Raw genomic sequence first — 13858 nt, forward strand, 5'->3', positions numbered from 1 at the left:
GTTTTTTATATTTGTTTCTTAATAATTATTTTCTTTAAAAAATTATATAATTTAAAAATTTTAATTTTTAACTAAAAAAATATTTTATTAATTTAAATGCTTGTTTTAATTTAATAATTAAAATTGACTTATTATTTTATTTTTTAAAAGTAGTAAAAGATGAATATTACTTAAGATTTAAGGTAGTAATATTCTCCAGCTTCTTTTTGTTCACGATCAAGATAACTATCAAGTTTATTTACACGTGGACGTTTTGTTTCTTTATCACGTCTAAATGTAACATTTAAATCAGATAAAAATTTATTCATTGATGTTCTAAGATCAGTAGGTTTAGATACATGACCTTCAATACCGGGTTTACCATTGAATACCATAGCTCTATCTGATATATAATCAATAAATACTATATCATGGTCTATAATTAAACTTGCAGCATTTTTACTTTCAATAATTTTTCTAATAACTTTTCCTGCAATTAATCTTTGTTCTACATCTAAGAAAGCAGTAGGTTCATCAAATAAATATAAATCAGCATCTTTTGATAATGTAGTTGCAATTGCAAGACGTTGGAGTTCTCCACCACTTAAATGTTCTACATCTTTGTCAAGTAAATCTTTAAGTTGTAATGGGTTTCCTATTTCACTTTCAAATATTTTTGAGCCAAACTCTGGAACATTCATATATAAATAATCTTGGACTCTTCCTTTGAAATCAGTTACAATATATTGAGGTTTATATGCAATTTCAATTTCAGTATCTACTTTACCATTTGTTGGTTTAATTTCACCAGCAAGCATTTTAGCAAATGTAGTTTTACCAATACCATTTGAACCAAATGCAGTTACAATTTCATCTTTGTAAATTTCACCTGCATCTGCAGATATTTTAAATCCTTTATATTCTTTAGTTAAATCATTGTATGAACTTAATGTTTCACCTTCATCTTCTGGTGTTGGTGGACGAATTGAAAATTCAATAGGTGTTTTTCTCATTCTAATATTTTCTTCTTTTAAAAAACCGTTTATATATGCATTAATACCTACTCTTACACCTTTCATACCAGATACTACACCATAAGCTCCTGGTTTACCATATAAAACATGTATATTATCAGATAATGCATCTAATGTAGCTAAATCGTGTTCAATTACGAGTACAGATTTACCTGCTTCTGCAAGTGATCTTATTACTTTTACAGCATTAAGTCTTTGTTTTACATCTAACCATGAAGTAGGTTCATCAAAATAATAGAAGTCACCTTCACGAAGTATAGATGCTGCAATTGCTACTCTTTGAAGTTCTCCACCACTTAATTTAGACATGTTTCTGTTAATAACACTTTCTAAATTAAGATTTTCTACAACATAATCTAATTGGTTTCTTTCATCAACTTTAGATAATAAATCATTTACATTACCTTTTACTACTTTTGGTAAATATTCAATAGCTTGTGGTTTGTGAATAACTTTAATATCATTATTTGCTAATTTTTTAAAGTAAGCTTGAAGTGCAGAACCTCTATAATATTCAATAACATTATCCCAACTTGCTTTACTTTCCCAATCTCCAAGATTTGGAATAAGTTCTCCAGATAAAATTCGCATAATTGTAGATTTTCCAATACCATTTTGACCAAGTAAACCAACTACAGTTCCTTCTTTTAATGTAGGTAAATGAAACAATTCAAACATGTTTTGTCCATATCTGTGGATTGGGTCTTCAAGTGCTTCAGGTAGGTTAATTACGGATATTGCATCAAATGGACATCTATTAGTACAGATTCCACATCCTTCACATAATTCTTCAGAAATAAGTGGTTTTTTTGTTTCTTCATCAATAGTTATAGTATCTTCTTCCATTCTGACTCCAGGACAATAATTAATACAAACATAATTACATTTTTTTGGTTGACATTTTTCCTGGTCTAATATAGAAATTCGACTCATATTATCTCCTTAAATAAATAAAATTAATATAATAATAAAAATAATTATAAAAATAAGTTGATTATTTAAATTAATATTTTTCTTGTTATTTGTCTTTATAAAAAATTTTATCAACTTAAATATAATATATTAATTTATATAAATTATAATATAAAAAATTAAAAGTTTTTTATAAAAATTTCATTAAATTTTGAGGAATTTATTCTAAAATTTTATTTATTAAATTTAATTATTTTTATTATTATAATTGAAGTTTTTTTTAATTTTTTATTTTTATATTATTTAGATTGATTTTTAATTTAAATATTATTTTTATAGTTTATTTTTCTATTTAAAATGATTTAAGGAAGATATAATGAAACAAGCTATTGTTGTAAGAACTGATTTAAAAATGGGTAAAGGAAAAATAGCTGCACAATGTTGTCATGCAGCAATTGGATCATATAAAAAAACTGATAAAGATAAAATAAGAAAATGGGAAAATGAAGCATGTGCTAAAGTTGTATTAAAAGTTTCTTCAGTAGAAGATTTATTTGAACTTAAAGAAATTGCAAAAAGGAATAATGTTTCAAATTGTTTAATTACTGATGCAGGTAGGACACAGATACCGGAATCTACAATTACTTGTTTAGGTATTGGTCCTGATGAAGATGAAATTATTGATAAAATTACTGGTGATTTAAAATTATTATAAATTTTAATCTAAGTTTTTAAAATATTATAAAATATGGTGATATTATTATTGAGTGGGTTGTAAAAATTGGAGGGAGTCTTTTTCCATCTGATGCTATTAAAGTAGCAGAAAAGCTAAAAGGAACAAATTCGCTTATTGTTACAGGTGGTGGTGAATTTGCAAATCTTATACGTAAATATGATAACAATAAACATTTTTCTCCTGAAGTAAGTGATGAAACTGCTATTGAATGCATGACAATTATTTCAAAGTTACTTAATGATAAAGTAAATCATTGTGATATTGCATATTCTATAAAAAAGGCTAAAGAAATATCAGATAATGGAAATATACCAATACTTATTTGTAGTGGAATTTTAAAAGAAAATAGACCATTTGAAAAATCTTGGGATGTAAGTTCTGATTCAATATCTGCTTATATAGCATACCTTCTAAATGCAAAACTTTTAATAGTTACAAATGTAAATGGTATATATACCCGAAAACCTAAAACGAAAGGTTCAAAATTCATTGAAAAAATTGATGCAAAAAAACTACTAACTTTTGATGAAACATCAATAGATTTAATGCTTCCTTCGTTATTAATTAAGTTCGGGGCTGATTGTTTTATTGTAAATGGGAAATATCCAGAAAGGGTATATGTTATAGTTAATAATAAAAATCCCAAAGATTACAATTTTAAATATACGTATATTAAAGGTGTTTAAATGGAAAAAATTATATGTCAATCATGTAAACAAGAAATTCCACAAACAGAACCATTTGTACAATTCAAATGTCCAGTATGTGGAAAAGTAATTGCAAGATGTGAAAAATGTCGTACTTTTGGTCACTCTTATGTTTGTGACTGTGGTTTTGAAGGACCTTAAGTTTAATTATTATTATTAGAGGAGATATTATGGGAGAAGTTGCAGCAACTTTAAAAGTTATGCCTGAAAGTCCAGAAGTGGATTTAGAAGCTTTAAAAACTGATATTAAAAATGTAATTCCTGAAAATGCAGAATTACATGAAATTACTGAAGAACCTATTGCTTTTGGTTTAGTTGCATTAAATGTTGTCTTTATTGTTGAAGATGCTGAAGGTGGAACTGACCCTACTGAAGAAGCTATTGGTGCTTTAAATAATGTTGCAAGTACTGAAATGACTGATATTAGAAGATTAATGTAAATTCCATATGGAATTTATTAATTCTTTTAATTTCATTGATTTTTTATTTTTTAATATTTTTAATTTAATATTATATATGATTTCATTATATTATTCGTAATTGCTAAAACAATACTTTTAGTTAATATAACTATTTTTTGATTTATCTTTTTAATTTTCATGGTCATTTTTCTTTTTATTTATTCTATACTTATTTAATTATCTTTATTTTTTTAAATATACTTTATTTAAACTTTTTTTCAAAAACTAAAATTTTAATTATGTTAGATTATATAATAATTAAATAATTAATAAGTTTAATATTAATAATTTATTAGAGTCGGATTATATGTTTGGAGAATTAAATATAAGTGACCAATCAAAAGTAGAAAACCCAAAAGATTTTGATACTGAAATAAGTGAAAAATTATTAGAAGAATTTGAAAATTATGCAAAAGAACTTGGATTTAATGGAATAAGTTATAGTAATATTAATTTCAGAATCAAAGATAAATTTCCTAATGAATCAAATAATATAATTCTTCTTAGATGTAAATTAGATTCTAGTTTTTTAAGATTAAAAACAGAATTTTATGAAAAAGAAGGATTAGTTGATGAATTTAATGAAAAAATACTTAATGTTTATAAATTATCTGATTTTTTAAGAAAAAATAATTTTTTTGCAGAAGTTATAGATTCAATTGATTTAGAAAATGAAATTAAAAAATGTGCTGAAGATTCTAAAACTGGAATAATTGGAAGAAGTAAAGCTGTTATATTTAAAGAAGGACCTGCACCTAAAATATTTGCAATTGCAACAAGTATTTCTAATTTACCTAAAGTACGTGGTAAAGGTCTTAATTGGGTTATTGAATATTGTATGACTTGTGGTAAATGTAATAGATATTGTCCAGAAAATGCATTTGATCATAAAGGAAATCTTATTGAAGATAAATGTATTGGATTTCATGAAAAATGTGAGATTTGTATTGAAAGGTGTCCTTTCTTTGATAAGGATTATGATTCAATAAAATCAAAATATGATAAGAAATTGAAAAAAATGTCACATGGATCTATTTTTTAAATATCTTATTTTTTTAAATTTTGGCTATGTTGAAATCATCAAAATAAACTTTCTTAAAATTGATTTTAAAGTATTAATTATTGTTTAAATTTTTATAAAAAATAGTTTTTAACAGACCCTAAATTTTCTGTAGTTTTGCTGTTTTTTAGTTATTTTAGGTAATTATTGGTTTATTTAGATTTAGTTTTTTGGGGTTTATTTGAAATTAGTTTTTTTGTGTTAAGTATATTTTTGGGGTTTATTTGAAATTAGTTTTTTTGTGTTAAGTATATTTTTGGGGTTTATTTGAAATTAGTTTTTTGTGTTAAGTATTTTTATGGTTTAAAATTAGGTATAAAATAATTAAAGAAATTTATTATATTAAATAAAAATAGTAAAAAAAATTTAAAAATTATTTAGTTCTAAGAGCTTCAATTGCTTTAGGAAGTTCTTTACAAAATACTTTAACTTCTTCAGTTGGTATTGAGAAACTAATACGTAAATATCTGTCTCCATATTTTTTACTTGTATAATTTCCTTCTCTTACAAATATGTCTTTATCAAGAAGATAGTTAGCTAAATCTTTTGCTTTAATACCTGTATCAGTTAAATCAATAACCATCATGTTTGCATCTGCAGGATAAACTGGAAGGAAAATACCATCAATTTTATCAACAGCTTCTTTAATTAATTTTTGGTTGTTGAAAGTGATTTCTCTTATTCTATCAATCCATTCAGGTTTAGATTTAAGTCCTGCAATTGCACCTTTTTGTGCAATTATATTTACACCTAAATCATTTACAACTACATTTTTAATTGATGCAATAAGTGGTTTTGGTGCTACTACTGCTCCAATTCTTAATCCAGCCATACCAAATATTTTTGAGAAACTATATATTGTTAAAGTATTATTTGGTGCATATTTTGCAGCAAGATAGTGTTTTCTTGCAAAATCCCTATATGTAACATCATGTATTAAAAAGATATCATTTTCAACTGCAATTTTTGCAATTTCTTTAATTTCTTCTTCAGTATATGCAGTTCCAAGTGGATTTAATGGATCGATTAATACTATAATTTTTGTATTTTCATCCATATTTTCTTTAATAAGTTCTGGAGTTAATTTATAATTACATTCTTTATTATATATAGGTACATATTTAACTTCTTTAGCAAATCTTTCTGCAAAAGAACCAATAATTAAGTAACCAGGATCACATGTGATTACATTATCTTCTGGTTGTAATATATTATGCATACATAAATGTAAAGATTCTGTAGCTCCTGCTGAAACATAAACATCCATAATTTCAGGATCTAAATCTAAATCTTCTAAAATTAGTCTTTTTAATTCCGGAAATCCTTCTGGAGCTGGGTATTTGCAATATTCTTTACTTTCAATACATTTAATCATTGCATCATTGATGATGTTTTCATCATGTAAATGGTTTGTATTTTGACCCATCCATATTAAATCTTTGTTTTCAAATGTATAATTGAAAAAGTCATTTGCACTCTTAAATCCTTTTGGTGGAATTTTAGGAGTTTTTTTATATTTTTTCTCAGGTACACTGATTTTGTGTCCTTTTGTATTATTTTTTTGCATTCTATCACAAAAATTAATTTTTTTAAAATAATAATTATTGAAAAATAAAATATATTTTTTCAATTGTAATATAATTAGTATAAAATATTCAACTTTCTTATATTTATAAATCCTTATTAATATAATTATTTATATATTTATTTCTTTAATTTTAATTTAATTAAATATATTTCTTTAATTTAATAATAGATGTTATATATTTAATTTAATCATCTAAATTTATAAATTTATAATTATTATTGCTTTATTTATTAATTTTTATATTAAATGTTTTTTATAAGCTATTATATTAGCTAAGTATACTAAAATTCCTATGAAGAAATAAATAAGAACTTGTATATCTAATATTCCAGTTTCAATTCCAAGTATTGTATATGTTAATAAAAGAGCATATAAACCAATATAAAAATAATTTTTACTTATTTTTAACAATTTATATCCAATTCCTAAAATAAGTCCAATAAAAAACATTCCTATTGCTACACCTATTCTTCCAAAATCTATTAACATAGGGCCTATAATTGTTGGTGTAATTGTAACTCCACTTCTCCAATTTAAAAGTTGTCCAACCATCATTCTAGGTCCATAATCACTTCCAGGTAAACTTTTTAAAATAAAACCACCATGCATTAAACCAAAATTTCCAGATAATAAAGTTAATAAGTCAAGTACATTAGATGTAAATGTGGCCCTACTTTCTAAGGTATAAAAAGGATTAGTATTACTTGTAATTAACATCTCACTTAATGATCGCATGTATCCAAGTCCAATTAAACCTAAAAGTCCTATTATACCAACTAATATTACTTCATTTATAGAAACGCTATCTCCATAATATCCTATTATTATCATTATTAATAATAATGCAAGTATTGGTGTTCTATATGCTAAAACGAGAAGTAATATTATTCCTATTATATTTAAGACTAAAAATCTAAATCTTACTTGTGATCTTGTAAGTTTACCTTCTGTTTTAAGATGAATATAGTAAGATTCCATAATGCCTATTCCAGGAATAATTAAAAATACAGGCATTGTTAATGCTGCTACTAATTTATATCTTAATGTTGGATGTAAAAGAGGAATTCCTTTAAGATAAGCAATATTTATAAAGAAAAATATTATTCCAATTATTAATAAGCAGAAACCTATTGAATAAATATCTTCTGGATTAAATTTTAAGAATTTTTTATTCTTATTAAAAAAATGTTTTGGAATTAAGTTTGCACCTATAATAAATGATAAGAATGCTATTATTATATTTATTGTTAAAGAATAAGACATTGCTCTTAATCCAAGTATTAAAAATAGACTAAATAAAAATATGACAATAAGTGGATTAAATAATTCATTTTTTAGTATATTACTTTTTATAAATTCTTTATTTTGTTTTGGGTAAATATTTCTTAATATGCTTTTTTCCCACTGTCTGTCAAAAAATAAGAAGATACTATGAATTATATAAAAAATATAAGATTCTCTTATTCTATGTTCTATAAATTTACATAATTTTGCAATAATTGAATATATATAACTCATATTATCCTCATTTATTATTGATTATTTCTATTTTAATGAATATTAGCTATTTATATGTTTTATATTAATAATATGATAATTAGATTTAATAGTGTTTAGTTCATCATCTGTACAATTATATATTCTTATTGTAATAGGTGAAGTTTTTCCTTCAAATGATTTGTAATTTTGATTTGCTATATTTAAGTCTTTATTATTTGCTCTTACAACTCTTAATTGATTGTCTTTTAATAAGCTTATACATGGTTTTTTACTGATATTAATTTCTTGGTTTTCTATATTTTGACAAGATATCATGTCTATATTATTTATTGAAATTTTTGTTGATACTTCATAATTTGTATAGTTTTCAAGTCCTTTATTTAATTCATTAAAATTATTAATAGATATTGGATCTAGTTTAACTTCTGTAATATTATTTATTTTACTTCCATCAACTTCTAATGTCATTTGATTAATATAAATATCTCCATCAGGATTGTTTTTATAAGTTCCTCCGAGTAATTTTTTTCCATTATCATCTACGAGAACCCTTATATTTTTATTATCATAATCATCGTCACACCATAATACAGTTCCTTGAATACTTAAATTATTTCCAGAACTTGCATTTATACCATTAATCTGTGTTTTAACAATTTCTCCTTCATCATAAAAAGATAAATATTTTTGATTTACTTTATCAAAACTTGATGAATCATAAGATGATGAATCAGATTGATTAGAACCAGGGGAGATATGTAAAATAGCAATACATCCTATTAAAATTATTACAATAATTATTATAAAATCAATTATTGTAAGTTTTTTTAAAAAATTAGGTTTTTTCATATTTTTTACCTTTTATTCTTCTTTATCAATGTATATTGCACCAGTAGGGCAAACTTCAATACATTCTTCGCAGTCATCACAAAGTTCATTATGGACAATTACTTTAAATGCTCTTTTTTCTATTGCTTCGTTTGGACAAACATCAATACAATCTTCACAAACTCCACATTCATCAGAATCTATTATAATCAATTTAACACCTATATTTTTTAATTTTTATAATATATTATAAAATTAGATATTATATAATAATTATTATTTGATTTCTAATTTAATAATTTTATATAATAATATTAAATATATTGATTTATTTTTTTATATTTTAATTTTTTATAAAAAATATACTAGTTTAATCGTATACTTTTTATATTATGACATACATAATATTATATGAATTACTATTTTAAATATCTTAAGATTTATATAGTTTTTTTAACAAAGTATATTTTGTACTTTTTTGGAAAATGTATTTTTTAAAATATTTCTTTTAGTTTTTTCTCAGTAATATTTAGTAAAAAACGATACATTTATATAGTAGTTATTACTAAAATTATACTGTATGCAAGGGTGCCCGAGCGGCCAAAGGGGGAGGACTTAAGATCCTCTGGTGTAGGCCTTCGAGGGTTCGAATCCCTTCCCTTGCACTGAACTTTTTTGTGATTTTATTTTTTTCAATGCTTTAGTGGCTCAGCTGGTAGAGCGCCACCTTGGTAAGGTGGAAGTCGGGGGTCCGAATCCCCCCTAAAGCTCTTATAATTGTTTCTAGTTTTTTTTATTTTTATTATTAAATTTATTTTTAGTAAATTCTTAATTCTTTTTAATTATTTAATTCTAGTTTTAAAGTAATTTTAGCTATTTTATTCTAATTTTAAACTAACTTTACTTTTATTAAATTCTATTATCTATTTTTTAACTTATAGAAAGTTTTTTATATTATTATACTTAAAAACACAATATAGAATCAAATTTAATTAAGGGTTTTAATTAAAAAATAAATAATTTATTTAAATATTTTGTTTTGTTTATTTTTTAATTAGAATGTTTATTAAGTTTAGTGATAAATTCGGAAGTGATTTATTTGGTTGAACATCAAAAAATTATGTGGGCAGGGATTGTCTCCGGTCTAGTCGCTATTTTAACTGCAAAATTTGGTTTATCTGGAACTGTTGTAGGTTCTGTATTTTCATCAGTTCTTTATAACTTTATAACTGGTTATATTGATGAAAAACATAAAGAAACTGGTGGATTGAATATTGATATTTCAAAACCACGCCTAGATTTAGAACTATTTTACATATTTCCATTAGTAGTTATTTTATTAATAGAAATTTGTTATATATTTACATTCTTTAGTTCTGGATTTTCATTAGTTTTCATGAAACTTGAAGATGTTACTAGTGGTAATCTATTTAGAGTTATTGGTTTTGGATTGATTATTTTAGGTATTTATCCAATGTTTGATTCTAAAACTCTTAAAAAAGTAAATGGTTTTTTACTTGTTTTTTGTGGAGTTTTACTTTTAGCATGGGGATTAATAGATTTAAATAATCCAATATCTGATGTTATTGGAATTGTAATTCAAAAACTTGGTTTCTTTATTTCATTATTAATATCATTAATATTAATTTATGTAATATTTTCAATTCTTTTGAGGAAATCTGAGAAACCTTCTTCAAGAAATAGGAATTTTTCTTCTAAAGTTTATCGTCCAAATATGCCTAAAAGAAGATATGAAAAAGATATTTATTATGATGAGCCTTATAGTCATAGAGAATATGATGATTATTATGAATATAATCGACCTAGACAAGATTTTAAATATGATAATCCAAGAAATAGAAGATATAATAAACCAATTAGAAAAAATATTCATTCTTATTATAGAGATGAAGATGAAAAAATTAACTCATCATCAAATTCTTTAAAATTCTTTTCAAATAAGAAAAAATAGCTAATTAATTTTATCTATTATTTTTTATTTTTTCATGATATTAACTTTTTTTTAAAATCTATTTATTTAAATTTTTAGCTTCTTAATTATTATAAAATCAAAACAAGTTTTAAATTAGGTTTAATTTAAATAAATACTATTTTTATTATTATTGCTTAAAAAACTTAAAAGTATTTAAATTCTACTTAAATTAAATTTGGGTTTTATATCTTTTTAATTTTGATTATTATTTTTATTATTTTTTTAGATATCTTAAAATTATTATAATTTTTAGAATTAATTTTCTTAAATTTAAATTTCAAGTATGAATATTTTATTTAAATTATTATAAAAAATAGAATTTCAAGAAAACTTTTTTAAATTTATTTTTTATTTAAATTTTGTTATATTATTTAATATTTTTTTAAAAAATTTAAAAATTTTATAATATTTTTTATAAATTCATGATAAGATTTAAATGTTTTATTCTATAAATATAATTGTGAATATTAGTTCCTATTATATGAACTTTTTAGGTTTTTATTTTTCATAATATATAAGAGGTGAAAGTATGGTTTCTAAAGGTAATAGAACTCTAAAAGATATTTTAGATATTATACTATATGAAAATCCATCTACTCAACAAGAGATTGCAGATAAATTAGGAATCACACGTCGTTATGTTACTCAATTAATTAGACCTTTAATTAATGATGGAACAATTAAAAGAGCATATATGATTGATTTAGATAAGTATGAAAAAATTGCTGAAAATTTTGATGATAGTGTAAACTCTTCTCAACATTCTGGTAATATTTTAATTACTGGTATGTTAAATAGTATGAAGGAGCATGTTCAAAATCAATTAAAATTATCTGTTGAATCTTTATTAAGTAATGATTATGATAAAGCAGAAGATGCTTTAAAAATGGATTATACAACTAATAATATGTTTGAAAAAATTAGAACATCTGTTGAGACCGTTGTAAGTATTAATCAACAATCTCATTTTTCAAAAACAGTTGTTTATAATGAAGTTGCATATGATCTTGAGCGTATTGGAGATTATTGTGGTCATATTGCTAAATTTGTTGTTAATGATGTTTATGAAGCAGATGAAGAAATGTTGAAATATATTAAAAAAATGTATCAAATTAATGATAAAATGATTGAATATTCTATGGATGCATTTTTAAGTGGTAATATTGAACTTAAAGGTGAAATTATGGATTTAGAAGAACATATTCATGAATTACAGAAAGTTTCTATTGGTCAAATTGCTACTCAAATGGCGGAAACTTCATTTGATGATAAAGAACGTTCTAATTATTATATTTATTTATCTCGTGTTGTTAAAGCATTTGAACGTATTGGTGATATTTCTGTAGAAATATCAGATACTGCTGGTGAATTTCATAAGAATATTCCACGTACAATTACTCCTCGTACATTTAGGGAAGATTCTTAGTTTTTTTAATTTTATCACCTTTTTAGTTTATTTTTGAATGATATTTTTTAATATATTTTTACTATTCTTAAATTATTGTACATTTTGTCTATTTTTTATTATATTTTTTAGTTTAATATTTTTATTTTTATATGAATTTTTTTTATTATTTTTTTATTTTAATACTAATTTTAGTATTATATTTTAATTTTATTATATTTTTTTCATCTTATATTTTTTTTATTTTTTCTAATTTCTCATTATGTGAATTATTTTTCATATTATTTCACTTATTATTTAATAATTTCACATTATGGGAATTTTTTTACACAAAATGATAACATTTATATGTAACAAAAATTAATTTTTATTTGAGGTTGAAAAAAACTCATTGTTTTCAATCTTATGTTTTTAATTAAATGAAGTTTAAGAGATTTGATTATCTTATATTTATTAATATATTCATTAAATAATTCCTCTAAAACCCATCTTAAATTTCATTTTATTTTAAATGGTGTGTTAAAAAATGAAAAAAAAGACAAAAAAGATTATTCTTATAATAGTTGTTATTCTTGTACTTTTAGGAGCTTACTATGCAATAAATGGGGGTTCTCATAAAATTGAAATTGTAGGTTCTACTTCAGTACAACCTGTAGCAGAAAAATTAGTAGAGAAATATAAAGTCTCTCACCCTAATGCTCAAATTAATGTTCAAGGTGGGGGATCTAGTGTAGGTATTAAAAGTGCACAACAAGGTACTGCAGATATTGGAACAAGTTCCAAAGAATTAAAAGATAGTGAAAAACAAGGATTAACTGAAATTAACCTTGGTCAAGACGGTGTTGTTGTAGCAGTTAACAATAAAAATTCAGTAAACTCTCTTACTAAAGATCAATTAAAAGAAATTTTCCAAGGTAAAATTACTAATTGGAATCAAGTAGGTGGATCTGATGCTAAAATTAATGTTATTCGTCGTGAAGATGGATCAGGTACTTTAGATGCATTCCAAAAATTAGTAATGGGAAATGATAAAATTAAATCTGATGCAGTAGTACAAAGTTCTACTGAAGCAGTTAAACAATCTGTAAAACAAGATCCAAATGCTATAGGATTTGTATCTTATGCTCATATGTCTTCTGATGTTAAAGCTGTTTCTATTGATGGTGTATCTCCTTCTGATGATACTATTGCAGATGGTTCATATACTTTACAAAGACCTTTCTTATTCTTAGTTAAAGGAACTCCTAATAAAGATACTCAAGACTTCTTAAATTGGGTACAAGGTCCTGAAGGTCAAAAAGTTATTAAAGATGAAAAAATTGTTAAATCAAACAATAAAACTAGTAATAAATAAATTTTAGACTATATTTGATAGTTATTAAACAATAAGTTGAAAATTTAAAAGTTATTTATTATGAAGTTATTTAACAAACAACCATATTCTTCTCCATTAGTTTGAATAATAAAAAAGGTGTTTTAATAATCATTGATTATTACTTTTTTATTTTTTTTTATTTTTTTATAATAACTTAATAATTTAAATTAGTGGTTTCTTAAATTAATTTCTAATAATTATACTATTTTTTTCTTATTGTGAAATCTATAAGATATTTAAGTCATATTTTTTTATGATGTTAAGTTTAAAGAGGTTTAAT

At 23.2% G+C, this 13858-nt stretch carries 13 protein-coding genes and 2 tRNA genes; 10 read left to right on the forward strand and 5 right to left on the reverse strand.

All coding sequences use genetic code 11. The features are described 5' to 3' along the window. Positions 1-170 precede the first annotated feature (170 nt). Positions 171-1946: a ribosome biogenesis/translation initiation ATPase RLI gene (locus tag T523_RS07335; protein ID WP_042708296.1), complete on the reverse strand. Its 1776-nt coding sequence runs from the start codon at positions 1944-1946 to the stop codon at positions 171-173. Positions 1947-2301: 355 nt separating this feature from the next. On the opposite strand from T523_RS07335, the gene pth2 reads away from it, so the two are divergent. The 5 genes from pth2 (at position 2302) to T523_RS07360 (ending at position 4871) form a co-directional block, all read left to right on the forward strand. Beyond that, on the forward strand, positions 2302-2640 hold the full coding sequence (pth2, locus tag T523_RS07340; protein WP_042708297.1) for a peptidyl-tRNA hydrolase Pth2: 339 nt from the start codon (positions 2302-2304) through the stop codon (positions 2638-2640). 95 nt (positions 2641-2735) lie between these two features. After that, positions 2736-3347: an amino acid kinase family protein gene (locus T523_RS07345; RefSeq protein ID WP_232229051.1), complete on the forward strand. Its 612-nt coding sequence runs from the start codon at positions 2736-2738 to the stop codon at positions 3345-3347. After that, positions 3348-3509, forward strand: a complete 162-nt coding sequence (locus T523_RS07350; protein WP_042708299.1) for a zinc finger domain-containing protein — start codon at positions 3348-3350, stop codon at positions 3507-3509. It abuts the gene before it with no gap. A 29-nt stretch (positions 3510-3538) separates the two neighbouring features. Beyond that, positions 3539-3808, forward strand: a complete 270-nt coding sequence (locus T523_RS07355) for an elongation factor 1-beta (RefSeq protein WP_042708300.1) — start codon at positions 3539-3541, stop codon at positions 3806-3808. A gap of 328 nt (positions 3809-4136) precedes the next feature. Next, positions 4137-4871 (forward strand): hypothetical protein, encoded by a 735-nt coding sequence (locus T523_RS07360; protein ID WP_042708301.1) that lies wholly within the window; start codon positions 4137-4139, stop codon positions 4869-4871. Positions 4872-5262: 391 nt separating this feature from the next. Here the strand turns inward: T523_RS07360 and T523_RS07365 are convergent, their stop codons facing one another. The 4 genes from T523_RS07365 to T523_RS07380 form a co-directional block, all read right to left on the reverse strand. Further along, on the reverse strand, positions 5263-6456 hold the full coding sequence (locus tag T523_RS07365) for a pyridoxal phosphate-dependent aminotransferase (protein ID WP_052334684.1): 1194 nt from the start codon (positions 6454-6456) through the stop codon (positions 5263-5265). A 258-nt stretch (positions 6457-6714) separates the two neighbouring features. Continuing rightward, positions 6715-7995, reverse strand: a complete 1281-nt coding sequence (locus T523_RS07370) for an oligosaccharide repeat unit polymerase family protein (protein ID WP_042708302.1) — start codon at positions 7993-7995, stop codon at positions 6715-6717. Positions 7996-8037: 42 nt separating this feature from the next. Continuing rightward, positions 8038-8826, reverse strand: a complete 789-nt coding sequence (locus T523_RS07375) for a hypothetical protein (RefSeq protein ID WP_042708303.1) — start codon at positions 8824-8826, stop codon at positions 8038-8040. Between the two features lie 12 nt (positions 8827-8838). After that, the gene (locus tag T523_RS07380) at positions 8839-9015 is read right to left on the reverse strand and encodes a DUF362 domain-containing protein (RefSeq protein WP_042708339.1); all 177 of its coding nucleotides are present in this window, start codon (positions 9013-9015) and stop codon (positions 8839-8841) included. Between the two features lie 372 nt (positions 9016-9387). Here T523_RS07380 and T523_RS07385 point away from each other — a divergent pair. The 5 genes from T523_RS07385 to T523_RS07405 all read left to right on the forward strand — a co-directional run bounded on the left by T523_RS07385 (position 9388) and on the right by T523_RS07405 (position 13557). Next, positions 9388-9470 (forward strand) — tRNA-Leu (locus tag T523_RS07385). Positions 9471-9502: 32 nt separating this feature from the next. Next, positions 9503-9575, forward strand: a tRNA-Thr gene (locus tag T523_RS07390). 329 nt (positions 9576-9904) lie between these two features. Next, entirely contained in the window at positions 9905-10777 is an 873-nt protein-coding gene (locus T523_RS07395) for a hypothetical protein (protein ID WP_042708304.1), read from the forward strand. 550 nt (positions 10778-11327) lie between these two features. Next, positions 11328-12224 (forward strand): PhoU domain-containing protein, encoded by an 897-nt coding sequence (locus T523_RS07400; RefSeq protein WP_042708305.1) that lies wholly within the window; start codon positions 11328-11330, stop codon positions 12222-12224. 505 nt (positions 12225-12729) lie between these two features. Then, positions 12730-13557: a phosphate ABC transporter substrate-binding protein gene (locus T523_RS07405; protein WP_042708306.1), complete on the forward strand. Its 828-nt coding sequence runs from the start codon at positions 12730-12732 to the stop codon at positions 13555-13557. Positions 13558-13858 lie beyond the last annotated feature (301 nt).

This window comes from Methanobrevibacter wolinii SH (assembly GCF_000621965.1).
GTDB classification, from domain to species: Archaea; Methanobacteriota; Methanobacteria; order Methanobacteriales; family Methanobacteriaceae; genus Methanarmilla; species Methanarmilla wolinii.